This is a genomic window from Brachybacterium huguangmaarense, from assembly GCF_025725725.1.
Taxonomy (GTDB): Bacteria; Actinomycetota; Actinomycetes; order Actinomycetales; family Dermabacteraceae; genus Brachybacterium; species Brachybacterium huguangmaarense.
The window spans coordinates 2004181-2026158 of record NZ_CP107020.1; the positions used below are offsets into that span (position 1 = coordinate 2004181).

At 69.3% G+C, this 21978-nt stretch carries 35 protein-coding genes; 16 read left to right on the forward strand and 19 right to left on the reverse strand.

The features are described from left to right. Window positions 1-31: 31 nt before the first annotated feature. Genes BRM3_RS08995 through BRM3_RS09010 form a run of 4 tightly spaced genes read right to left on the reverse strand, consistent with a single transcriptional unit; the run spans window position 32 to window position 1207 of the window. On the reverse strand, window positions 32-334 hold the full coding sequence (locus BRM3_RS08995; protein WP_263592995.1) for a DUF3263 domain-containing protein: 303 nt from the start codon (window positions 332-334) through the stop codon (window positions 32-34). Next, window positions 331-639, reverse strand: a complete 309-nt coding sequence (locus tag BRM3_RS09000; protein WP_263592996.1) for a hypothetical protein — start codon at window positions 637-639, stop codon at window positions 331-333. Before BRM3_RS09000 ends, BRM3_RS08995 begins: the two co-directional genes overlap by 4 nt. Next, window positions 636-935: a hypothetical protein gene (locus BRM3_RS09005; protein ID WP_263592997.1), complete on the reverse strand. Its 300-nt coding sequence runs from the start codon at window positions 933-935 to the stop codon at window positions 636-638. Before BRM3_RS09005 ends, BRM3_RS09000 begins: the two co-directional genes overlap by 4 nt. Next, the gene (locus tag BRM3_RS09010) at window positions 932-1207 is read right to left on the reverse strand and encodes a hypothetical protein (protein ID WP_263592998.1); all 276 of its coding nucleotides are present in this window, start codon (window positions 1205-1207) and stop codon (window positions 932-934) included. The genes BRM3_RS09005 and BRM3_RS09010 overlap by 4 nt, the downstream gene beginning before the upstream one ends. An 83-nt stretch (window positions 1208-1290) precedes the next feature. Between BRM3_RS09010 and BRM3_RS09015 the strand changes: the two genes are divergently transcribed. Beyond that, window positions 1291-1893 carry a hypothetical protein gene (locus BRM3_RS09015; protein WP_263592999.1) on the forward strand — a complete coding sequence of 201 codons (603 nt, stop codon included), beginning with the start codon at window positions 1291-1293 and terminating at the stop codon, window positions 1891-1893. A 176-nt stretch (window positions 1894-2069) separates the two neighbouring features. Here the strand turns inward: BRM3_RS09015 and BRM3_RS09020 are convergent, their stop codons facing one another. The 15 genes from BRM3_RS09020 to BRM3_RS09090 all read right to left on the reverse strand — a co-directional run bounded on the left by BRM3_RS09020 (window position 2070) and on the right by BRM3_RS09090 (window position 9851). After that, the gene (locus BRM3_RS09020) at window positions 2070-2378 is read right to left on the reverse strand and encodes a hypothetical protein (RefSeq protein WP_263593000.1); all 309 of its coding nucleotides are present in this window, start codon (window positions 2376-2378) and stop codon (window positions 2070-2072) included. Beyond that, complete coding sequence (locus BRM3_RS09025; RefSeq protein WP_263593001.1) at window positions 2375-2719, reverse strand: hypothetical protein; 345 nt, start codon at window positions 2717-2719, stop codon at window positions 2375-2377. Before BRM3_RS09025 ends, BRM3_RS09020 begins: the two co-directional genes overlap by 4 nt. A 2-nt stretch (window positions 2720-2721) precedes the next feature. Next, complete coding sequence (locus tag BRM3_RS09030; RefSeq protein ID WP_263593002.1) at window positions 2722-3006, reverse strand: hypothetical protein; 285 nt, start codon at window positions 3004-3006, stop codon at window positions 2722-2724. 199 nt (window positions 3007-3205) lie between these two features. Beyond that, window positions 3206-3643: a hypothetical protein gene (locus tag BRM3_RS09035; protein ID WP_263593003.1), complete on the reverse strand. Its 438-nt coding sequence runs from the start codon at window positions 3641-3643 to the stop codon at window positions 3206-3208. Beyond that, on the reverse strand, window positions 3640-3822 hold the full coding sequence (locus BRM3_RS09040) for a hypothetical protein (protein ID WP_263593004.1): 183 nt from the start codon (window positions 3820-3822) through the stop codon (window positions 3640-3642). The genes BRM3_RS09035 and BRM3_RS09040 overlap by 4 nt, the downstream gene beginning before the upstream one ends. Window positions 3823-4495: 673 nt before the next feature. After that, the gene (locus BRM3_RS09045; protein ID WP_263593005.1) at window positions 4496-4738 is read right to left on the reverse strand and encodes a hypothetical protein; all 243 of its coding nucleotides are present in this window, start codon (window positions 4736-4738) and stop codon (window positions 4496-4498) included. Continuing rightward, the gene (locus tag BRM3_RS09050) at window positions 4735-5340 is read right to left on the reverse strand and encodes a hypothetical protein (protein WP_263593006.1); all 606 of its coding nucleotides are present in this window, start codon (window positions 5338-5340) and stop codon (window positions 4735-4737) included. The genes BRM3_RS09045 and BRM3_RS09050 overlap by 4 nt, the downstream gene beginning before the upstream one ends. Then, window positions 5340-6077, reverse strand: a complete 738-nt coding sequence (locus BRM3_RS09055; protein ID WP_263593007.1) for a hypothetical protein — start codon at window positions 6075-6077, stop codon at window positions 5340-5342. The genes BRM3_RS09050 and BRM3_RS09055 overlap by 1 nt, the downstream gene beginning before the upstream one ends. Further along, on the reverse strand, window positions 6077-7486 hold the full coding sequence (locus BRM3_RS09060; RefSeq protein ID WP_263593008.1) for a ParB/RepB/Spo0J family partition protein: 1410 nt from the start codon (window positions 7484-7486) through the stop codon (window positions 6077-6079). The genes BRM3_RS09055 and BRM3_RS09060 overlap by 1 nt, the downstream gene beginning before the upstream one ends. 49 nt (window positions 7487-7535) lie before the next feature. Then, window positions 7536-7970, reverse strand: coding sequence for a hypothetical protein (locus BRM3_RS09065; RefSeq protein WP_263593009.1), 435 nt, complete (start codon window positions 7968-7970; stop codon window positions 7536-7538). Beyond that, the gene (locus tag BRM3_RS09070) at window positions 7970-8128 is read right to left on the reverse strand and encodes a hypothetical protein (protein ID WP_263593010.1); all 159 of its coding nucleotides are present in this window, start codon (window positions 8126-8128) and stop codon (window positions 7970-7972) included. The genes BRM3_RS09065 and BRM3_RS09070 overlap by 1 nt, the downstream gene beginning before the upstream one ends. Beyond that, on the reverse strand, window positions 8125-8382 hold the full coding sequence (locus BRM3_RS09075; protein WP_263593011.1) for a hypothetical protein: 258 nt from the start codon (window positions 8380-8382) through the stop codon (window positions 8125-8127). Before BRM3_RS09075 ends, BRM3_RS09070 begins: the two co-directional genes overlap by 4 nt. Beyond that, window positions 8379-9149, reverse strand: coding sequence for a BRO family protein (locus BRM3_RS09080; protein ID WP_263593012.1), 771 nt, complete (start codon window positions 9147-9149; stop codon window positions 8379-8381). Before BRM3_RS09080 ends, BRM3_RS09075 begins: the two co-directional genes overlap by 4 nt. A gap of 11 nt (window positions 9150-9160) precedes the next feature. After that, window positions 9161-9520: a hypothetical protein gene (locus BRM3_RS09085; protein ID WP_263593013.1), complete on the reverse strand. Its 360-nt coding sequence runs from the start codon at window positions 9518-9520 to the stop codon at window positions 9161-9163. A 28-nt stretch (window positions 9521-9548) separates the two neighbouring features. Beyond that, window positions 9549-9851: a helix-turn-helix domain-containing protein gene (locus BRM3_RS09090; protein ID WP_263593014.1), complete on the reverse strand. Its 303-nt coding sequence runs from the start codon at window positions 9849-9851 to the stop codon at window positions 9549-9551. A 222-nt stretch (window positions 9852-10073) separates the two neighbouring features. Between BRM3_RS09090 and BRM3_RS09095 the strand changes: the two genes are divergently transcribed. The 15 genes from BRM3_RS09095 to ftsX all read left to right on the forward strand — a co-directional run bounded on the left by BRM3_RS09095 (window position 10074) and on the right by ftsX (window position 21978). Beyond that, the gene (locus BRM3_RS09095) at window positions 10074-10658 is read left to right on the forward strand and encodes a hypothetical protein (RefSeq protein ID WP_263593015.1); all 585 of its coding nucleotides are present in this window, start codon (window positions 10074-10076) and stop codon (window positions 10656-10658) included. Then, a complete protein-coding gene (locus BRM3_RS09100; protein WP_263593016.1) occupies window positions 10655-11098 on the forward strand; it encodes a hypothetical protein in 444 nt (147 codons plus the stop codon). Before BRM3_RS09095 ends, BRM3_RS09100 begins: the two co-directional genes overlap by 4 nt. A gap of 213 nt (window positions 11099-11311) precedes the next feature. Continuing rightward, window positions 11312-12766, forward strand: a complete 1455-nt coding sequence (locus BRM3_RS09105; protein WP_263593017.1) for a DUF4041 domain-containing protein — start codon at window positions 11312-11314, stop codon at window positions 12764-12766. 199 nt (window positions 12767-12965) lie between these two features. After that, window positions 12966-13967 (forward strand): hypothetical protein, encoded by a 1002-nt coding sequence (locus BRM3_RS09110; RefSeq protein WP_263593018.1) that lies wholly within the window; start codon window positions 12966-12968, stop codon window positions 13965-13967. Continuing rightward, on the forward strand, window positions 13964-14488 hold the full coding sequence (locus tag BRM3_RS09115) for a hypothetical protein (protein ID WP_263593019.1): 525 nt from the start codon (window positions 13964-13966) through the stop codon (window positions 14486-14488). Before BRM3_RS09110 ends, BRM3_RS09115 begins: the two co-directional genes overlap by 4 nt. Before the next feature lie 40 nt (window positions 14489-14528). After that, the gene (locus tag BRM3_RS09120) at window positions 14529-14909 is read left to right on the forward strand and encodes a hypothetical protein (protein WP_263593020.1); all 381 of its coding nucleotides are present in this window, start codon (window positions 14529-14531) and stop codon (window positions 14907-14909) included. Next, window positions 14906-15064 (forward strand): hypothetical protein, encoded by a 159-nt coding sequence (locus tag BRM3_RS09125; protein ID WP_263593021.1) that lies wholly within the window; start codon window positions 14906-14908, stop codon window positions 15062-15064. The genes BRM3_RS09120 and BRM3_RS09125 overlap by 4 nt, the downstream gene beginning before the upstream one ends. A 31-nt stretch (window positions 15065-15095) precedes the next feature. Further along, window positions 15096-16538: a recombinase family protein gene (locus BRM3_RS09130; RefSeq protein ID WP_263593022.1), complete on the forward strand. Its 1443-nt coding sequence runs from the start codon at window positions 15096-15098 to the stop codon at window positions 16536-16538. A 106-nt stretch (window positions 16539-16644) separates the two neighbouring features. Next, window positions 16645-17028, forward strand: coding sequence for a TadE/TadG family type IV pilus assembly protein (locus tag BRM3_RS09135; protein WP_263593023.1), 384 nt, complete (start codon window positions 16645-16647; stop codon window positions 17026-17028). 52 nt (window positions 17029-17080) lie between these two features. Further along, window positions 17081-17599 carry a hypothetical protein gene (locus BRM3_RS09140; RefSeq protein WP_263593024.1) on the forward strand — a complete coding sequence of 173 codons (519 nt, stop codon included), beginning with the start codon at window positions 17081-17083 and terminating at the stop codon, window positions 17597-17599. 200 nt (window positions 17600-17799) lie between these two features. After that, window positions 17800-18213: a Tad domain-containing protein gene (locus BRM3_RS09145; protein WP_263593025.1), complete on the forward strand. Its 414-nt coding sequence runs from the start codon at window positions 17800-17802 to the stop codon at window positions 18211-18213. Window positions 18214-18273: 60 nt separating this feature from the next. Further along, complete coding sequence (prfB, locus tag BRM3_RS09150; protein WP_263593026.1) at window positions 18274-19395, forward strand: peptide chain release factor 2; 1122 nt, start codon at window positions 18274-18276, stop codon at window positions 19393-19395. A 190-nt stretch (window positions 19396-19585) separates the two neighbouring features. Then, a complete protein-coding gene (locus tag BRM3_RS09155) occupies window positions 19586-19912 on the forward strand; it encodes a hypothetical protein (RefSeq protein ID WP_263593027.1) in 327 nt (108 codons plus the stop codon). Window positions 19913-20086: 174 nt separating this feature from the next. Then, the gene (gene ftsE, locus BRM3_RS09160) at window positions 20087-21064 is read left to right on the forward strand and encodes a cell division ATP-binding protein FtsE (RefSeq protein ID WP_263593028.1); all 978 of its coding nucleotides are present in this window, start codon (window positions 20087-20089) and stop codon (window positions 21062-21064) included. Then, a complete protein-coding gene (ftsX, locus tag BRM3_RS09165; RefSeq protein WP_263593029.1) occupies window positions 21061-21978 on the forward strand; it encodes a permease-like cell division protein FtsX in 918 nt (305 codons plus the stop codon). The genes ftsE and ftsX overlap by 4 nt, the downstream gene beginning before the upstream one ends.

Here is a 21978-nt window from a genome sequence, read left to right on the forward strand (position 1 = left end):
GCACTCACCGGTCGTCGGATTGATCAGCCCGTCACAGGACGGGCACCGCTCGGCTTCCATCGCCACCACCTCCCTCCTCGTGCTCGTCGCCGCGCGCCGACGTCCGGCGCGCTCGAAGACGGTTCACCACGGCCGGCGCATGACGGAGCGCTGCCGGTTGGTCGATCAGACCGTTGAGGTGCACGAAGTAGGCGAATGGCGAGAGGCCGGTCCGCTCGCGGATCACGCGCTCCTTGAAGCCACGGTGGCGGAACGTTCGGCCCTCTATCGCGAGCACCTCGCGGTTTAGGTCGCTCAGCTCGTCCGCGAGCGCGGCGCGGTCGGCGGTGGTCATGCGACGGGCTCCCAGGGGGTGACGAGGCGGCGCATGCCGCCGAGCCCTTCGGCATGTCGCCCGTGCTCCTCGTCGGTTTCGATGGGCACGAGGGCGGTCCAGCCGATCATGTCCGCGTTCGAGCCGGTGCTCATGGCGTTGATCAGCCACGGGATGCCGTCGGCGACGTCGGGCGCGACCTTTACCGCGGCGCCGTTTTCGAACGCCTCCGGCTCGTCCGGTCCGTCGAGGGCGATGGTCCCGACAGGCAGCGCTTCGGCCTGCGCCGCGCTCTCGATCAGGGTCGGGATGTACATGGTGGTCACAGTCGGCTCCAGTCGATCTCGCGAGTGTGGATGAGGATGGGTACGCCGAGGAGGCGGCCGTGGAGGATGTTGTCGTCGGTGATGGGGAGGCCGAGCTGCGTTGCGCGATGGGCGTACACGGTCACCGCGATCGACTTCTGGAGCCGCCACGGCTTGCCGTAGACCCGGTCGGCCCAGTCGGTCACGCGGAACATCGCGGCAGGGCCGGTGTCCCCGACACGCGAGTCCTTCGAGAGCAGGGGCACGGTTTCGCCGGCGTACGGGTGAGGCTCGGCGTGGACGATGCCGCGGTTCATCGGTGGCGCCTGGTGAGGACGGGCCGCGGGTGGCGGTACGTCGGGGGTGACGGGGGAGTGGTCTCCCAGGTGATGACCCGGCGGCGCGGGCTGATCACGCTGCGGACGGCCGTGCGTGCCGTGTTGCGGATGCGGCCCCAGGCGTCGCGGACGGCCTGCACGACGCGGGCCCATTCGAGGGCCGCGAGGGTGGCCCGCTTCGTCATCCCGGCGCGGCGCGCACGGCGGATGGCGCGGCCACGACGGCGGCGCTCGGTCTGGCGAGTCGTCACGCGCACCCACCCCGCTTCGTGCGAGACGGGGCCTGGCTCGGGGGCTCGGGACGGCTGACTCGGAGCAGGGATAATCTGCCCCGATGGAAAGCACCTTGTCTCTTTGGATCGCTGTGGGTTCGTTCGCCCTGGCGTTCGCGGCCTTGTTGGCGGTTCTCTGGCAGATCGCTCGGGAGAACGCGACACGCCCCACGGACGGCATGATCGTCGCTCGATACGAGATCGCGTCGACCGAGACGCACACTGACATGGGGGTCGCGATCAGCCTCTTGGGTCCCGCGATTGCTTACGAAGCACAGCTGGTCGTCTGGGGCGGTGCAACGCTCGGTGACGTGCCCGCCGCGGTTCGTCGGTTCACGGCGGACTCCGAACCTCTCACGGCTATCGTTCGCGTCCCGCATGGGGTCACGGTGCGTGTCGGACTGGCCTACTTGGACAACGGGCTGCTTTCGCGCCGTGGGGTGGTGCGTTGTTCTCGGCGTGACGTCATGGGTGGGCCTGACAGCTATCAGGTGTGGCATTGGTCTTGGTGGCAGGGCCTCCCGAGGAAGGGGGCAGTTGCCACTCGCGGACGCTGGAAAGGGATAGACGGAAGTTACGTCCCGAGCAGGATGGCCTTGCCTACGACTGAGAGGCCGGCAACGACTGTCGTGGCGCTGCCTCCCGAGTACGAGGCAGGTGAGTGACGCGAGCGGATTCGCGGGCGCGCCGGCGTACTTCTCCCGCACGTGGGGTTCGATGACAGCCAGCACTGCGTTGGCGTAGTCCATGAACATCGCGCCCGTGACGGGATACCGGTCAGGATTGAAGTTCTCGTCCAGCGCCCGCACGATCTGCTCGCGCAGGTTGCTCGTGTCGACGCTCATCGGGACCTCACCTCCCGGGCAGCATGCAGGGCGTCCATGACGGCCCGCTCCACCTCGATCAGTGGCGCGTCCACTGTCGCGACAGGATCACCCTCGGGATCGACAGACGATCGGACGAGCCCCGCGTCGTAGAGACGGTCCTCGACGGCGTCCTCGATAGCCACGTCGGTCGGCTCCTGCGATGCCGCCCACGCGGCACCGGCCACGAACTCGCCCCGTTGCATCGCGGATCCCCCCGTCGTGAGAAAGTCCGACGGGTAGCGCCGCTCAGCCTCGGCCCGGGCACGGTCGATGAAGTCGCTCATCGGGCACCCCACAGGGTCGTCACGGGGACTGCGCCCTCATCGGTAGGGGCGGCCCGGACGTACATCCATTGCCCGTGCTCGTCCTCGGTCATGAAGACCCAGCGGTAGCCGACCTGCTCGGCGCGGTGGGCGTAGAGGTTGGGGTCACCGGCGTTGTCCCGGTCGTAGGCGGTGACGAGCGCGGCGAACGCGGCACGGTCCTGGTGACCGGGACCAGTGATGTCGCAGTCATCCGTCTCGATGAACGGGAGCCACAGCGTGTCGGTCCACCACATCGTGAGGGCGTGCGCCGCCTCGTCTCGGCTCATGATCCGGCCTGTCGGGTTGGTCTTGGTGGTCATGGTCAGTTCTCCTCGTTCGCGTCGTCGGCGTCGACCTCGATGGGGCCACGCAGCGCCAGGGACTCCGGCACCGTGACCACCGCGGTCGGTGTCACAGGGTTGAAGGACGAGGCGGGGATGGCGAGCTGGATCTTCACGGCGATCTGGTCGCGCTCGAGCTTGGCCGGGCGGCCGGCGCGGGAACCCACGACCCGGACGGAGGAGACCGGGCGCAGGCCCGTCTCCGGGTCGCGGGCGCCGTAGTCGCGCTTGGCTTCGACGATCAGGTAGGTGGCGGTGGTGCTCATCGTGTGCTCCTTGGTGTGTGGTGGCGGGTGTACGGGGAGTGAAAAGGCGCGTCGTAACGGCGGTGACCGCAACCGTCGAAGGTCATGCGGACACCACTGGGGGAAGCCTCGACCTGCGCGGGACGGTGGATGCCGCAGGTGCGGCACAGCTCCCGGGCCACGAACGACTCGACCGGCGCGGAGGGAGCGGGCATAGCGGTCACCGGTCATCACCACCCGGGACAGCGGTCATCCGGTACGCCGTGTGCGCGACTCCGTCCCGCTCGTACACCGAGCCGCCGACCACGATCCGGTCCGGCACGCCAGGAAGGCCGCCACCACAACCACACGGGCACGACAGCGGGATCTCCGCGCCGTCCAGCGGGCCACCGACCATTACCAGCGACGTCTCGCCGGGGTCCACGGGTGCCGCGGCCGCGCGGAGCCGGCTGACCTCGATCTCGCAGAGGAGGGCGAGGCCGGCGTACAGGGCGGCCAGGCCGTAACCGGTGGCGGCCGCGGTGTTGCCCCGGACGACGCTCACGACCATCAGGGTGACCATGGTGGGGATCGCGGCCACCACGGCCACGATCACCAGGCGATCCGGAGTCGCGCCCGCGGCGAGGCGACGGCGGACGGCGCGGACCCGGGCGATCACAGGACCGGCCCATCAGTGATGTTCGCCCCGGACGCGACGATCGTGCGGCCCAACCGCTCGAAGCTGTCGAGGGCGCCGGAGAGCACGACGACAGCGACGTCGGTGTTCAGCTCGACGCCCTCAGCAGTGCAGGCGAGGTCGGCGTCGTCGAGATTGATGTAGACAGTGCGGCGGTCCATCGGTGGGGTGTCCTCTCGGGATCAGGGGCAGGGAACTCCAGTGAGCTGGCACGGACAGTGCCGACGAGCTCGACGGGGCGACCACGAGGACCGGGGACCACGCGCCACGACCAGTCGCCGCGGAAACGCAGACCCTCGACCTCAGGCAGCCGAGCGACCTGCTCGACCACCCGGCGGCGCTGCCGCGCCTCCGACATGCCCCGCTCCCACGGGGCGGTCACCACGAACAGATCCGGCTGCGGCGGAGGCGAGGGAGGTGGTGGTGGCGGGTTCAGCAGCTCACGCTCGGCACGAGCACGGGCACGCTCCACACGGCGAGCAGCGTTCAACGCCGCCCGGTAGTGGCCCTGGCACAAACCCTTCGCGTAGAAAGCCCGATCGCAGCCCTCGACCTCGCACGGCGGGTGCGCGGCCTTGGACCCGATCGCCCTGACCTCGATGTCACCGTGACGGACCGCCGACACGTAGTGCCGGTGGCACAGCCCGCGTGACCTCGCGTCCTGCTCACAACCCTCCACCGAGCACTCCGGAGCAGGCGTCCCCGTCAGCCGCCTCGACCGCGGCATCACCTCGCCCCGCCGGCGCGCTCCCTCGTAGTGCGTGCGGCAGAAGCCGCGTGCACTACGCGGCCGGGCGCAGCCCTCCACCGAGCACGTCGCCGCCGGCGCCGCGCTCACAGCGCACACCCCCGCAGGGCACGCAGCTGAGCCGCCAGGGGCTTGAGGCCCGCGCGGTGTGCCGCACGCTCCGCGGCCACGACGGAGGTGAAGCCCGTGCGCTCGACCGCCACTTCCGCGGGCGTCCGCCACGACAGCAGCCACGCCAGATCCTCGAGCTGCCCGGCACGCCGCGCGCGACGCTCCTCACGCATCCGCTCATAGCCGGCCCGGCACTGCTCCGACATCGCGGCGGTCACTGGACGACCCCCGTCATCAGCTGGTCCCACCACGACCGCACCCACAGGGCATCCCCAAGCGCCGTGTGCCGAACCGACTCGGACGGCGGCGCCGCGTTGACCATCTCCGACAGCTCGTAGGAGGACATCGGCATCTGCGCGCGCTCGAGGATCGACGACGCGAACGTCGCGTACGTCCAGGTGACCAGGTCGTGCGTGTGGTAATCCCACTGCGGCTCCCGGCCATGACGCCGCAGCAACGCCGCGAGCACCTGCGCGTCGTAGGCCGGGTTCGAGCCCACGAGCGCGACCTTCCGGCCGTCGACGGGCCGCGTCAGCGAGGTGATAACCGCGGCCGCCTGCTCCTCCGTCACCCACGTCGCCGTCGACGACGGCCCATACCGCTCATGGAACCCGCCCTTGTCGAGCGACTCGGGATCCGCGGCGGCGAGCGCGTCGGCGCCGAACCCGGCGACCATGAGATGGGTCGTCTCGTCGCGGGAGTCGTCGACCGCGTCGAAGGGGCGGCAGATCAGTGCGATCTCCCACGCGCGGGCGATCGCCACGTCCAGGTGCGTGGTCTCCGTGTCCACGAAGACCAGGGGCTGTTCGACGGTGAGCATCAGAGCACCGCCTGGTCCACGAGCTCGTCGAGACGGCCGCGCCAGGAGCGCAGGGCCTGCTCGTCGATGAAGATCCGGGGCTTCTCGGGGTCCCGGTCGTGGCGTTGCGCGACGGTCATGGCCACGAAGTCGTCGGCGAGCGCGGCGACGAGGAAGCGGCCTGCGGGTCGGAGGTGCAGTTCGAGGGTGAGGAGCTTCGCGGCTCGGGCCATGCGGGCGATCTCGTCGTGGGAGAAGTAGACGCCGTCGGCGAGGTCGAACGGGTCGGTGGCGCGTAACGCGCTCATGGCGGTCGCGGCGGCGCCCATGGCGCGCTCGGCGTCGGACTGCTCGCGGGCCTCGAGGTCCTCGGTGGCTGTGATGGCCATGAGGTACTCGTCGCGTTCGAACAGATCGGAGACGTCGTGGATCCTCACCTGCCGGTCGGTGACCGTGACCTCGAGGACGTACTCCATCGACGACGCGTCCTTCGGGAGGTGCCGGTTGAAGATCGCGAGGATCGCCTTGACCTGGGCGGCTGGGATCGAGAACACGGCGGGCTCGTCGATGTCTTCGGCCTCCACGTGGCCCACGGCGATCGACGCGCCGTTGATCGCGATCAGGGACAGGCCGTCGTAGCGGGCGAAGCATCGGACCGCGGCGAGCGACTCGAACGCTCGAGGCGATGCCTGGAACAGGGCGATGGCGCCGAGGACGCGGCAGAACTCGGTGCCGTAGACGCGGAACGTGGTGGTCATCACTCGTCACCGCCCTCGGCATGCTCGTCGGTGTCGGTGGTTCCGTCCCAGGCCCAGGGGTGCCCGGTGGCGAGTTCGCACGCCCGTTCCTCGACTGGCGACGGCACGTAGTCGGTGAGTGTGAGGAGGGCGCGCAGGGGCGATTTGGGCAGCCAGTACGTGGAGCCGTTGCGGCCTTCGGTCTGGAACCGCTGATGCGACTTGATGTCGTACCGGTGGTAGCTCAGGTACACGAGGACGGGGAGGGGCCACGTCGCGAGGACCTTCTTCACCCCGGCCCTGCTCTGCGCACCGGTGATCCCCTTCAGGAACGCGATGCCGTGCTCGTCCTCGCTGTAGACGCCCCACCCCATCTCGAGGACGGCGGCGACCGCGATCGCCTGCGCAGTGGCTGCGACGTCGAGACGGGGGAGCGCGCGGGCAAGGTGGTCGAGGCGGTTGATCGCTGCCGCCGCGAAGTCCTCGGCCGAAAGCTCGTCCCATGGGTCCGCGGGGCGCGCGGCAGCCGGTTCGCCCTGACCGTCCTCGCGGTCCGCGGCCTCCGGGTGGCGTTCGTCGGACTGGTCGCAGCAGGGCATCGGTCCATCGGTCGTCGCGGCCCAGCAGTGGCCCGGGCAGTCGGCGTGCGCGGCCGCGAGAGCGGCCTGGGTCTCGTCGCTGTACTCCGCATCGTCGGTGACGTTGTCGGGCACGAAACGGTCTTCGCCCCAGAGGTCCAGAAGCGACTCCGCGGTGTCGCTGTCGGCGAGGCGCAGGCCGCGCTTCTTGATCTCCCGCTTGGCGGCCTCGATGTCCTTGCGGATCTCGCGGCGCGCCTTCGCCCTGGACGTGGCCCAGTCGAAGCTGTACGTGCCCGCGTGCTGCTCGAGCTCGGCGACCGTGTCGGGATCGTCGGAGAACTCGGCGATCACGAGGGCCTGGTCGATGCTGATCTGGCCCCGGTGGACCTTCTCGCCCGTGGCCTCGGCGAGCTTGCCGAGGCTCACGCGGTCACGCACGTCGGCCCGCTTGACCGCGGTGGCCTTGGCGATCTGTGCCTGCGACCAGCCGAGGTCCAGCATGTCCTGGAACAGCCGCGACTCCTCGATCGCGGACAGCTGGTCGCGGTGGATGTTCTCCGTGGCCATGAACGCCAGCTGATCGCGCGCGTCGACCAGGTCGGGGCGGACGTCGACGGGCACCGTGGCCAGGCCCAGCTCGTGGCAGGCCGTCAGGCGCCGGTGCCCCGCGAGGACCACCAAGGTGTCCCTGCCCATCTGCGGAGCCGCGACGAGGGGGACCTCGACGCCGTGCTCCCGGATCGACTCGACGAGGTCCGCGACCTGCGCCGCGTCGATCCGCGGATTCTTCTCGTGAGGGACGAGGTCACCGATCGGGACCTCGGCCACCTCGTGCTTGACGTGCTCCATCTCCATCTCCATCTCTCAGGGGTCCAGCAGGTACAGGGGGACGCGGGTACTACGCGTCCGTGTGGGGGAGGGCGCGGCCGCGGATCTCCGCGGAGATCCGGGCGCCGAGGTCTCGAAGGGCACCGCCGAGCGCCAGCAGCTCGTCCTCGGTCAGCACGGGCAGCACCGCCCGGGCCTCCGCGACGAGCGCGGCCGCGGTGTCGCGCGCCCAGGTGCCGCACGAGGCGTTGTGGTGGACGCCGCGCCACGACCCCTCCTGGTCGCCTCGGGCGCCATGCTCGAGGTAGGCGGCGAGGAGCCCGCCGTGGGCGTCGCGCCACACCTCGTACGTGCCGTACTGGCCCTCGAGCGGGTAGCGCCGCGGGGCGAGAGCGATCCAGCACTTGCCGTACAGGGACCACGCCTGCCAGACCTCGGCGCCGCAGTCGGGGCACTCCGGGGCCGGCCTCGCGGGCCGCACCGCCGCGCCGCGCCGCGCCATCATCACGAGCCCCCCGCTCGGCGCCGAGCAGCCGCCACCTGCGCAGACTCCCCGACCCAGCAGTCCTCGATCAGCAGAACCAGGAGCCGGAGCGCGGGCCAGCAGGCGAGGACGATCGCCACGTGCGCGAGGAACGCGAGCGCGGCGAGCAGCGCGGTCATGCCGCACGCCCCTCGGCGCCGGCGACGCCGTCACGCCCGGCCGGCAGTCCGCGACGGAACGCGATCCGCGCCCGGATGACCTCCCGCGACGGGCCCGTCGGCGTGTACGCCCGCTCCACGGCGTCATCGAGGGACGTCCCGTCGAGGCCGAGCATCGTCGCGTAGCCGATCGACAGGGCCGCCGCCGCGTTCAGGATCGGCTCCGAGGTCCGGGCGTCGATCCCGCCCTGGACCTTCTTGGTGATCGCGCTCATGACAGGGCTCCTTCGGTGAGTTGGACAGCCAGCTCGGGTTGGTGGGGGCCGTGGTCGCGCATCAGCTGCGCGAGACCCTTCGGGGTGACACGGACCTGCGGGGGATCGAGGACCAGCTCGCCCGTCCGCGGGTGGTAGTGCGACGACGGCAGGACCGACAGGCGGCCCGCCTCGATGTGATGGGCGTACGGGCGCCACGCCCCATCCGGGCCGCGGAACGTCCAGCCGATGTCGCGCAGGAGGCTGAACAGCCGGGTCCGGCCGATCCGGAACCCCGCGCGAGTGAGCGCGTTCGCGGCGTCCTGCACCGACAGGTCAGTGGTCGCATCGAGCAGACGCTCGGCGACCTCGACCTTCGGACGTGCCGCCTCGAGCTCCGCCGCCTGCTGCTTGATCGTCACGTCCGCCTCGATCAGCGCCCGCGCCATCAGCTCCGGACCAGTCAGCTCGCGCGCGGCGCCGTACTGGCCGGTGCGGCGGATCGCCGGGATCACCTCGTGGGCAATCCACCGGCGGAACGGCTTCGCCTCCGGCTTCCGGGAACGCATCACCAGCTGGTACAAGCCGGGTTCGGACACGATCGTCGTCAGCTGCTCGCCGCCGGGGGTACGGATACTCTCCGCACCCTTCTCGTCATCATCGAGACCACGTACCGCGTCATGCGTGCGGCCCAGGTCGAGGACCCGCGCGACGTCGCTCGCGACGAACCACACCTCGCCGTCGACATCGACCGTGCGGACCGGCATCCCCTCGTACGTGAAGGGCATGACGCTCGTGCTCACGACGCCACCGACTTCCCGGCCGCCGCCGTCGTCTCGTCGATGAGGGCGGGTAGGCACAGGCAGTCCTCGGTCTCGTCATGGTGATGACCGGTGCACCGTTCGTCAGTGCATCCGCACGCGTCTCCTCGCCACACGCCGTCAGGCCAGGCCGACCTGACGTAGTCGGCGATGGTGAGCCCGCTCCACCGGATCGCGTCTCGAGCGGACACGCTGAGGCGGTGGTAGTTGACGCGTGCAGGTCGCCCGGCGCGGCGCGTGAGCACGCCATTCGCGCCGGGGTGGCGCGGGACGTCGTAGTCGTAGGCGTGCGCGCCGGTGTCGGCGCCGGCGCCGGTGCTGCTCGTCTTGGTCGTCATGGTCTCCATCTCCATCTCGGTGGTGCGGTCAGGCCGCTTTCGTTGCGCCACGGCGAGCGCTGGCGGCTTGGGCAGTGCCGGGTCCGACTCGTTCCATGTGTGTGGTGCCTGCCTGGGTAGTAGTCACCTCGGGCACGAAAAGAGACTCCGGGAGCACCTGCAGCGCGAAGGCGATCTTGCGTGCGGTTGCGGGGCGGCAGCTGTTTCGTGCTCCGGAGCGAAGGTGTCCCACGGTCGCCTGGGAGATCCCGGCCTTCTTGGCGAGTGAACGGTTCGTCTCGCCGCGGAACTCCATGTACTGGTCCAGGACCTGGTAACTGATCAGACGCATCCAGAGCCTCCCTGTGGTTGTTGCCGCCTTCCGGATGGGGCGGTGTGTAGAGCGTAGCTGAGTGGTAGTCATGGCGTCAATGTATCCGCCCCTGACTACATCCGCAAGGGGCGCAACCTTCCCGCCACCTCGGCTTTCGCGAACTACACCGATGTGGTTTGCAGTCACCCTGCCTACACTGGGCACTGTCCTACCGATCCGTCATGCCCGAAGGTGGCCTTCATGACCGCGCTCTCCGAACTGCTCGCCCGGGCGAATGTGCAGGGGTGGAGCTCCCGCGAGATCGCGCGTCGTGCAGAGAAGAACGGGCACAAGCTCAGCTACGCCTCGGCATCCGTCTACATGGGCGGCCGCCACGGCGCTCCTACCGAGGCTGTGCTCACCGCCTTCTCGGACGTGCTCAATGTCCCGATCGATCAGCTCCGTAAAGCCGCGGGCGTACCAACCGGCACAGGCACCCCCTGGGCGCCACCAGTTGAGGCGAACCGGCTAGATCTCCGTCAGCGCCGGGCGCTCGAAGAGCTGATCCGCTCGATGGTCATGTCCGAGGACAACGGACAGGACGACGACCATGATCGACACCACTCGACTCCACAGGACCGCGACGACGCCGGCAGCGTGCCGGTGGCGGGTGATGCTCAGCCAGATGGCGTTACCCCTGAGAGCCGCGACCACGCGGCCGCCGGCGAGCGCGAGCTGTACCCGTGGGAGACGGGGGAGTTCACCCTCGCGGCCAAGCGGGGCCGGAACCGTGGCCGGGAGATGCGCGAGCGGCAGGACCGTGACGCCGAGGACGGTGGCGCATGACGCGCAGGGTCGCTTTCGAGGGGCCGGCATGGCAGCTCGTTCTGGTCGGCGTCGTCGCGGTCGGCTGCGCGGCACTGGTCGGGCTTGGCGCCGCGTGGGGCGGATACGAGTACGGGCGGCAGGCATCGAGCCAAGATGTGGAGGCCTCGCCCACGAGTCGCTCGTATTCGGCGGAAGATCTTCGGCACGCACTCGATGACTGCACCCTGAACGACGTGGTGATCGACAACAGTTCGGCGACGATCTTGGCCGCGAAGTCTGGGGGTGTGCGTGGGTGCGTAGTGACGTGGTTCGATCCGCCAGGACCAGTGCGGGCGCGAATGCAAGCCGACTCACTGGAAGTTGGCGAGTCGAAGACAGAGAAGTGGGACAACGTGACGGTGGAGTGGCTTCAACATGGGGAGGGTCCCGACCTCACGATCACGATCGAGCCGACGTGACGCGCCGGCTGACGCTCGAGGGACCTGCGTCGCAGCTCGATTTGGCGTTGCCACCGACAGCCGGGACGACGCGGCTGACGGCGAGCGCGAGACGTACCCGTGGGAGAAGGGCGACTTCGACCTCGCTGCGAAGCGCGGCAGGAACCGCGGGCGCGAAGTCCGTGATCAGCAAGACCGTGACGCAGAAGCAACTCAAATCCCCCCAGAGGACTCATGATGGCCGAACAGCCAATTAACAGTGGCCCGAAGCTTGGTATTTTCGAGCGACTTAGCAAGGGGCAGAAGCTGATCGATCAGCAACACGCCGAGCTGCTCAATCGTCAGGCCGAGGCACACCGACTCAACATGTTGATCGATGAGTTGCGCGGTGAAGTTCAGGAGCTGCGGTCACGTAATGAAGCGGGTAGCGCCGCTTGGCGTGAGCTTCGATCGTTCGTGGACAGCCACGGCGGCGACGAGATTTTGGCGAATGAGACCGCCTTGAAGAAAAGCGAGGATGATCTGGCAATAGCCCGGAATGCGGCCATTGTCACAATTCAAAGTCTAGCTGAGAAGCGTTCCGAGATTAGTTCTGAACTCGCGCACCTCCAGCGGGATCTCAGAGTTGAGGAGATAGGGGGCCTCCGGGATGAACACCCGGCCGGTGATTCTGTCGTTCTCCAGGGCGAGCTCCGTTCTCTGAAGGCGAGTATTAGCGAGGCGGTGAAAGGCGGGCAAGCCGTTAAGTCTGTCGACGCGATCAGTATCGAAGGTCGCACGGTCACGCAGCGAAGGAAGATTGCCAAGGATATTCGCTCCCTTATGCTCCGCTCATTCAATGCGGAGGCCGACGCCGTCATCTCCGCTGCAACCGCACGCAATGAGGACGCCAGTACCGAGAAGCTCTACCGAGTCGCGGACCAGCTGCAGCGTCTCGCTGGCGCCGTCGACGGCAAGGTCGCCGAGGACTACATCGGGCTCAAGGTGCGCGAGCTCCGGCTAGCTGTGGCACATGAGAAGGCCAAGGCCCTCGAGCGCGAGCTCGAGAAGGAACGACGCGCCGAGCTTCGCGAGCAGGCCAAGGCGGAGCGTGAGCTCGAGGCCGAGCGGGGCCGCCTCGCGAAGGAGATGAGTCACTACGAAAATGTGCGAGGGGCACTCGAGGCGAAGGGGGATGTCGAAGCCGTCGCTCGGATGGATGAGAAGATAGCGGAGATTCAGCACGGCATTGAGGATGTCGAGCAGCGGGCCGCGAACATCCGCGCCGGCTATGTCTACGTCATTTCCAACCTAGGCGCCTTCGGTCCGGACGTGGTCAAGATCGGCCTCACCCGACGCTTGGACCCTATGGACCGTGTTCGCGAACTAGGCGACGCCTCAGTGCCGTTCGGTTTCGATGTGCACGCGTTGTTCTTCTCCGACGACGCGGTCGCCGTCGAAGCCGAGCTCCACCGTCGCTTCGCCGCGGCACGTGTGAACCGCGTGAACCTTCGTCGGGAGTTCTTCAGAGCCACCCCGGCCCAGGTTCGCGAGCAGTTGCGCGATATCACTGGTGCGCTCATCGAGTTCCGCGAGAACCCAGATGCGGCTCAGTTCTTCGAAAGCCAGCGCCTCGCATCTGTGGGGACTACGAGCGCGGCCCGTCTCGACTACGAGCCAGTCGGCGACGGGCTCGGAGATGACGAATGACACTCGTCGCGCGAACGACCCGGCCCGCCTCAAGCTCCGATAGTGGCATCGGCACCATCATCGATCAGTACCAGCAGAACCTATCTGGTGGGGCCGCCCGTGCCCGACAAGTTCTTTGCGATGTAAGTCCCTCCGAACGGTGCCTTCGGGACAACCGAAGCCGTCCCTGTAACGAAGCCTTGACATGCGGAGGCAACCGATGAAGAGCATTATTCGCGAGCTGAGCTTCCATCGCATCGCCACGGTCGACACCTCCGCCAAGAAGTCTGGCCGTAGGCGCCTGCGGGAGCTCGCGCACGACTACGGAGTTGAGTGGTTCGAGCTGCTCTCGCGCGTGGAGCCACCCAATGGTTTCCTTCAGGCAAGTGAAGGCGAAGTTCGGTGGGAACTCGCGTATCTCGTTCGCCTCGATCTCCCTGTGCCTGCTCTGACAATCTTCCGAAGGGTCAATCCGGGATTCGCGGTCCACATGGAAGAGGACGAAGCGCAAGGCAACATCACCGTCAAGGACGTCGATGACTGGGAGGGCTTCGACCTCGCCAACGCTACGGCCTATTTCTTCCTGCCACAGCCTGCAGGGATCGTTGTGATGATGCAGGGCGACCCATCTGGGGCTTCCCCTCCTGCTAGCGCACTGCTGAAGGTACTGTCTCGCGTTGCACCGCAAGATGCGCCGCGAGAGTGGGAGGTCAAGGCGCTCAGTGCCCCTAGCCAGCTCGATGCACTCCGGGCAGCCGACGGCGCCCGAGGCGCGCGATGGAGCCCATCTCGCGGAGACGACCTCTTCAGCAGTCAAGACCTTCCAGAGCTCGGGGCACTTGGTGACGCCGGTGCGGCAACGCTGGGCCGCGCGCTCCAGGGGCGGCTCGGGTTCCCCGTCGAGCTGAAGGTGGATCTGAAGATTCCCCAGGAGTACAGGACTCCTGCCAATGAGAGGCAACTGCGCAACCTGTTCGTCGAAGAGGCCGACGGTCACATGTTCAGTGGAGAGGCGCCGAGGATCACTGTCGTGAGGGCCACCTCTTCCGATCTCGCGGACGACGTACTTACACTTGGTGAGCACAAGCTGACCACCCGAGTCGTCTTTGAGCAGGCTGAGTCCGAAGGGCTGCGCTTCTCACGGCTCGTAGCGGAGGCCGCGGCTACCCTCTCCCAGGGGGCTGAAGGCTTCATCCGGAGGTCGATGGGAGATGCGCTGTGAAGAAGCGCCTGGTCGAAGACTTCTACGCGGCTTCGCCATGGCTTGACTGGGGCACCGCGCTGGTACTTGCGGTCAGTCTCACTGCCACGCTCCCTGACGCCGCGGTAGGCGCAGCTGCGAAGAACGGCTTCGAAGCGAGTGCGGCGGTTGCCGGTCTGGCGGGATTGTTGCTCACGGCCGCCACGTTCGCGTGCACCATGGCCTACTCCGCCCGATCCACCACCATGATCTTCCTCCGCGCTCTTCGCCCGCGTGAGCAGGCGCGCAACTGGATGTCAGTCATCGCAGCGCTTCTCTTCGCCGCTGTAGTGGCGATCGTGGCCATCCCTCTGTGGGGAAGCTCGAATCGAGTTGCGCTCGGACTCACTGCTGGTGGCCTGTTGCTAGGCGTCGCGGTGGCGGGCCGCGTCTTGTGGTGGCTGGCGTACATGATGTCGAGCGAAGCAGCCGATGCAGAGGTCCGCGCTTCTGGCCGGACGAAGCTCCCAACTGGTCAAGGAACCGGTCAACGACCTCAGTAGTCCAATCTCGATCGTCGGTGCGGCCCCTTACTCTCGAGGCATGTCCGAACCCGAGATCATCGATGAGTCATTACCTAAGGGCGTACTGGGGTACACGGACGGCGTCTCGACCATCTGGCTCGACGACCAGATGCTCGAAGTGGATCGCGCGATTGTTCTCGAGCATGAGCTCATCCACTACCACCGCGGCCACACCGGGCACTGCCTGACCGTCGTCGAGTACGGCATCGACCGCGAGATCGCATGCCGTCGCGTCGACGCCGAAGCGCTCGGCGAGGCCGCAGCATGGTCGCCGCACCCGTGGGTCATCGCCGACGAGCTCGACGTCATGCCCGAGACCGTCGAGACGCGGCTGCACATGCTCACGCCGGCCGAGCGGCAGGCCCTCGACGAGCGTCTCGTCGACGCCCACTGGGCATGACCGGCGGCGAATGCGGCACCGGCGGTGCGGGGGAGCAGCTTCACCTCGACCTCGGCGTGACCGGGCGCGCGCCGACGCCGGCCGAAGCATGGTGGGTCGCCGCGATCGAGCACGAGACCGAGGGCAACCAGGACACAGGCTGGTGGGACGCGTAGACGCTGCCCGCGATGGAGATGGAGCAGGGAGATGGGAAGCAGGAAGCCGGCGCGGCAGCGCGACCGCGCGGTGATCTACATGCGTCAGTCGACCTACCGCGAGGAGTCGATCAGCCTCGAGCTGCAGGAGACCGCGTGCCGCGCCTACGCCAAGCAGCAGGGCTATCAGGTCGTCGCCGTCGAGGCGGACCCCGGAATCTCGGGGCGCACGTTCGACCGGCCCGCAGTGAAACGCGTCATGGGGATGATCGACCGGGGCGAGGCGTCCACGATCCTGCTATGGAAGTGGTCGCGACTCTCCCGCTCGAGGAAAGACTGGGCCGTCGCAGCCGACACCGTGGAGACCCTCGGCGGGCGCATCGAGTCCGCGACCGAGGCCATCGACACCAGCACCTCCACCGGCCGGCTCGCGCGCGGCGTCATGGTCGAGTTCGCGGCCTTCGAGTCCGAGCGCATCGGAGACGTATGGCGCGAAGCCCACGCCCGACGCGTCGCCGCCGGCCGCCCCGCCAACGGCAAGGCCCGCTTCGGCTACCAGTACGACCGCGAGCAGAAGCTCCACGTCCCCGACACCATCACCGGCCCCGTCCTCGCCCAGGCCTACCGCCGGTACCTCGCTGGCGAGTCCTTCTACCGCCTCACGATCTGGCTCCGCGACAGCGGCACCGAGCCCGTCGCCGGCTACGGCGGGCACACGGGGGAGTGGTCCACCCGCACCGTCCAGCGCGTCCTCGACTCCGGCTTCGCCGCCGGCATGATCCGATCCGGCGGCGAGCTTCTACCCGGCGCCCACGAGCCCCTCATCAGCGAGCACGAGTGGGCTAGATACCAGCGGCGCCGCGGCGAGCGCTCCACGCGTCGTCGCGGCGAGGTCTCCCAGTACCTGCTGTCGGGGATGACCCGGTGCGGTGTCTGCGGTGGCGCCATGCAGATCGGCAACCACCGAGCCACGGGGCCCCGGCTCCGCTGCCGGCAGGCGATCGAGTACCACACCCACCGTGGCGGGTACATCCAGCTCCACTACGTCGAGGGCGCTGTGCGGACCTGGCTCGCGGACGCCGCGGCCGAGATCGCCGAGCACACGGACCTGCGTCCCCAGCGGCCCGCCGGGCAGAGCGCGACTCGGAAGCTCGAGCAGGAGCGCGAGCGCATCACCGGCGCGCTCACGCGTCTGGCGATGCAGCTGGCCGAGGAGACCATCACGCCCGAGGTCCACGCCCGCGCCGCGGCCGCGTACGACCAGCGGCTCACGGCCATCTCCGTGGAGCTCGAGCGCACCCGCGTCGAGCTCGCCGAGCCCCAGCCCACCGAGCGCGACATCGCCGACCTCGACCGCGACTGGGACATCCTGCCCGTCGAGCAGCGACGCGAGGCCCTCCGGTCCCTGATCGCGAGTATCGTCGTCACCCCAGGCCAGGCCAGAGAAATCCGCATCCAGCCGCGCAACGGAGACGCACGGGTCTTTCGGCCCTAGTCACGCTCATGACCGCGGCGATCGTCGTCGCCCTGTGGGCCGTCGCCTCCGATCAGATCGTCCAGATCTTCGAGAGCGCGATGGAGCCGTTCCTGCAGGGCATCTGATGGCCGCGCGGCGCCTGCGCTCCGAGCGGGGCTCCGCTGTCGTTGAGTTCCCTCTCATCGCCGTCCTGATCCTGCTGATCGCGCTCGCGATCATCCAGGCCGCCCTCATCATGTATGCGCGCAACGCGCTGACCGACGCGGCCGTCCAGGGCGCCCACCACGCCTCGCTCGTGGGCAACTCGCCTGCCGACGGCGCGGCCCGGACGCGACAGCTCGTCGACGAACGCTTCGGCTCGGCGTACGACGTCACGGCGACCGCGCGGGAGGACGAGACAGGGCGGATCACCGTCGAGGTGACCGCCGCGATCCCGCTGGTCGGGCTGCTCGGTCCCTCGGGCACGCTCGTGGTCGACGGCCACGCGGTCGACGAGGAGGCCACCTGACATGGCAGAGCCTTCTGTGCCTTCTGTGCCTTCTGTGCCGCCTGTGTCGCCCGTGCCCTCCGTGCCGTCCGTCGAGCCGGAGATGCCCCGCTCGACGCCGCCGGGACCGCGCTGGGCCGACGAGCGCGGCAACGCGGTCGTCGAGTTCGTCGTGCTCGCGGTCGTCCTGCTCATCCCGTGCCTGTACCTCGTGCTGACCCTCGGCGCCGTGCAGAGCGCGGTGTTCGCGGCCGACGTGCTCGCCCGCGACACCGCCCGCATCCATGCGACCGAGCCGGACCCCGACGTCGCCGCCCAGCGCTCCCGCCAGCTCGCCGTCGACGTCCTGGCCGACTACGGCATCGACGCGGACCCCGACGCCGTCGTCACCCTCCGCTGCAGCGCGAACCCCTGCGCCACGCCCGGCCAGGACGTCCAGGCCGAGGCCAGCATCCCCGTGCAGATCCCGGGCCTCGGCCCGATGCTCGGCGGCGCGGGGCCCGTGCGGGTCGGCGCTTCCCACCTCGCCCAGGTCGACCAGTACCGCGACGTGAGCGCCGGGAGTGCGACCGTCACCGGTGACCGCCCATGAGGCCGGCCACGGCCGGCCGACTCCCGGCACGCCGGCCTCGAGGCGTCGGCCATGCCCGCCCCGCGGAGACCGGAACCGCCTCGGACCCGGCGACCGCGGCATCCGACGTCCCCGAGCACCCCGGCACGAGGACCGAGCTCCCAGGCACGAGGACCGAGCACGCCGGTCCATCTCGGCGGCTGCGCGACGACGCCGGCACCATGACGATCCTGACCACGGGGATCCTCGTGGTGATCCTCATGGTGATCGGAGTGGGCGTCGCGATCACCGGCGTGCAGCTCGAGCGCAACGAGCTGCAGTCCATGGCCGACGGCGCGGCGCTCGCCGCCTCCCAGGGCTTCTCCGAGGCCGACCTCTACACCGGCGCCTCGGACCAGGCGCCCGTCGTGCGGCGAGCCGACGCCGAGCGCATCGCCCGCGACTATCTGCGCGCCTATCCGACGAGCTCGACCCGCACGCACGACGTCGCGCTCGCCGACCTCGTCGTGGGCGAGGACGGGACCGTGCGCGTCGTGCTCGCCGCCCGCACCGACCCGCCGCTCCTCGGCTGGGTGACCCGCCACGGGGACCTGTCCATCACCCTGCACGCGGCCGGCGACGCCCGCGCGCGATGACGGGGAGGTCACCCCGAGCCCACCGCGGGCCCGAGCACCGCTCCCGTAGACTCACCTCTCGTGGCTGCCATCGACTTCTCCGAAGAGATCCCTCACCTCCGTGCGACGCTCACGTCGATCGAGAAGGTGACGGACCTCGACGCGCTCACCCGCACGATCGCCGATCTGGAGCAGCAGGCCAGCGCCCCGGACCTGTGGGACGACGTCGAGAACGCCCAGAAGGTGTCCTCGGCCCTCTCCCACGCCCAGGCCGAGCGCCGCCGTGTGGACGACCTCTCCTCCCGCATCGACGACCTCGAGGTCATGGTCCAGCTCGCCGCCGAGGAGGACGACGCCGACACCCGCGCCGAGGCCGAGAAGGAGTTCGCCTCGATCCGCAAGGCCCTCGACGAGCTCGAGGTGCGCACCCTGCTCTCGGGCGAGTACGACGAGCGCAGCGCCGTCGTCACGATCCGCTCCGGAGCGGGCGGCGTCGACGCCGCCGACTTCGCCGAGATGCTCCTGCGCATGTACCTGCGCTGGGCCGAGCGCCACGGCTACACGACCAAGGTCATGGACACCTCCTACGCCGAGGAGGCCGGGCTCAAGTCCGTCACCTTCGAGGTCGACGCCCCGTACGCCTACGGCACCCTCTCGGTCGAGGGCGGCACCCATCGCCTCGTGCGCATCAGCCCCTTCGACAACCAGGGCCGCCGCCAGACCTCGTTCGCCGCGGTCGAGGTGATCCCGCTCATCGAGTCCACCGACTCCATCGAGATCCCCGAGTCCGACCTCAAGATCGACGTGTTCCGCTCCTCGGGCCCCGGCGGCCAGAGCGTCAACACGACCGACTCCGCGGTGCGCATGACCCACCTGCCCACCGGCGTGGTCGTCTCGATGCAGGATGAGAAGTCCCAGATCCAGAACCGCGCCGCGGCGCTGCGCGTCCTGCAGTCCCGCCTGCTGCTGCTCAAGAAGCAGGAGGAGGACGCCAAGCGCAAGGAGCTCGCGGGCGACATCAAGGCCTCGTGGGGCGATCAGATGCGTTCCTACGTGCTCAACCCGTACCAGATGGTCAAGGACCTGCGCACCGAGCACACCGAGGGCAACCCCCAGGCCGTGTTCGACGGCGAGATCGACGATCTGATCGAGGCGGGCATCCGCTGGCGCGTGGGTCAGCAGCGCCAGAACGCCGAGGACTGAGGCCTCACCGCGACGGGCCGGGCGGGCCAAGGCCGATCTGCTGACACGCGGCCCTGGGCGGTCGGCCGAGCTCCCCTGACGGCCCGTGCGGCCACACGGCGCCGCGTCCTCGCGGCCCGCGCCCGGCTCAGCCCTCCTCGACTACGCTGGCCTCACTCCCTGGCGGGGAGGCCGACGACGGGAGGCCCTCATGCGCGCAGTCCCCGAACCCCGCTCCGCACCGTCGGGCCCCGAGGCCGCGGACGCGAGCCGACCGGTCCCGCGGTGTCGCGCCGCCGCGCGTGCCCTGGGACGGAACGTCAACCTGGGGCTCTTCGCGGTCTCCGTCGCCCTGTGCGCCCTGTCGGTGTTCGCGAGCTCCACCGACTATCTGGTCGTGCCGTTGATCGGTCTCGCGACGATCGTCATCGCGATCGTCCACCGCTCCTGGTGGACGATCCTGCTCGGCCTCGTCGAGATCATCTCCCCGGCCCTGCTCATCTACCTCGTCTACGCGCTGCTCGCCGCCGGGTTCTGACGGCCGGCCCTGCTCACCCCGGCGCCGGATCACCGGCCCGTGGCCGTCTTCGGGCCGAGGGGCGTGCCCCTTGACCAAGGCTTGACCGGACGCGCCCGAGCGCCTCCCGCCCTCGCCTCGGCGCGCGTGCCACGCTGGCCCCGCATCTCTTCCCGCACCACCGGCAGGACCTCCGTGATCCGATTCGACGACGTCACCAAGACGTACCTGCGAGGCACCCGCCCCGCGCTCACGAACCTCGACATCGAGTTCGAGCGCGGGGATTTCGTGTTCCTCGTGGGCGCCTCCGGCAGTGGCAAGTCCACGCTCATGCGCCTCGTGCTCAAGGAGACCGCGCCCACCTCGGGCAGCGTGTACGTGGCCGGCAAGGACCTCTCGCGCGTCCCCTCGTGGAAGGTGCCCTCGCTGCGCCGCGAGATCGGCATGGTCTTCCAGGACTTCCGCCTCCTGCCCACCAAGACCGCCTACCAGAACATCGAGTTCGCGCTCGCCGTGATCGGCACGCCCCGCAAGCAGGTGCGCCGCCTCGTGCCCGAGATGCTCGAGATGGTCGGCCTCGCCGACAAGGGCCGTCGCCTGCCCCACGAGCTCTCCGGCGGCGAGCAGCAGCGCGTCGCGATCGCGCGCGCCTACGTCAACCGCCCCACGATCCTGCTGGCCGACGAGCCCACGGGCAACCTCGACCCCGCGACCTCCGAGGGCATCCTCGAGCTGCTCGCCGAGATCAACGGGCAGGGCGCCACGGTCGTCATGGCCACCCACGACCAGGGCGCCGTGGACCGCATGTCCCGCCGGGTCGTCGAGCTCGTCGACGGGCACGTGGTCCGCGACGAGGAGCACGGCACCTACGAGTCGACCGCCCCCGACTCCGAGATCTCCGGCGCCGCCGAGACGGCCGATGGCGAGACGGACACCTCCGTGCACCCGGAGGAGCGGGAGACCGCGACCGTCGCGCGCGCCCACGGCTCGCGGGCCGCCGCCGCGGTCGACGACGTCGAGGACGAGGAGCTGGTCGACGAGGCCGAGGACGCCCCGAACGATCTGGACGACGCCTTCGACGAGGAGCTCGACGACACCTTCGGCGACGAGGCGCCCGGCGCCGAGGCGCCGGAGGGTCCCGAGGCCGCCGCGCACGAGGAGGAGGCACGATGAGGATCCGGTACATCCGCGGCGAGATCCTCGCCGGCCTGTGGCGCAACGTCACCATGGTGATCTCGGTCGTCATCGTGACCGCCGTCTCCCTCACCTTCGTGGGCGCGGGACTGCTCATGCAGAAGGAGATCGTCGAGCTCAAGCGCACCCTGGTCGAGCAGTCCCAGGTGACCGTGTTCCTGTGCTCGCCGCACTCGACGACGGCCTCGTGCGCCGGGGGAGCGGCGACCGACGCCCAGATCCAATCGGTGCGCGACGCCCTCGACGGCGACACCCTGGCGCCGTACATCGCCTCGTACACCGAGCGCGACCAGGACGAAGCGCTCGCGATCTACCAGCAGCAGTTCGAGGGCGAGGGGTTCTCCTCCGACATGACCGCCGAGGACATGCCCGTCTCCTTCCACATCACGGTCAAGGACGCCGACCGCTCCGACGCCGTCGTCCAGTTCTTCCAGGGGCGCGACGGCGTGGACGAGGTCACCGACCTGCTCAGCGTCTACGCCCCGTTCATCCGCGTGCTCAACCAGTCCACCGTGTTCGCGGTCTCCCTGGCCGTGCTGATGCTGATCGCGGCCGTGCTCCTCGTGTTCACCACGATCCGCATGTCCGTGACGGGGCGCCGCCGCGAGATCGCCATCATGCGCCTCGTGGGCGCCTCGAACCTCTTCATCCGCGCACCCTTCCTGCTCGAGGGCGCGGTCGCCGCGATCCTCGGCGCCCTCGTGGCCTCGGGGCTGCTATGGGTCGCCGTGCGATACGTCGTCCAGGGATGGCTCGCACCGACCCTGGGCGCGCAGGTCGTGCGGGTCTCCGGCGCCGACCTGCTGTGGGCCGGCCCGATCCTCGTCGCCCTGGGCGCGATCCTCGCGATCGCCGCGAGCGTCGTCTCCCTGAACCGCTACCTGAGGGTCTGA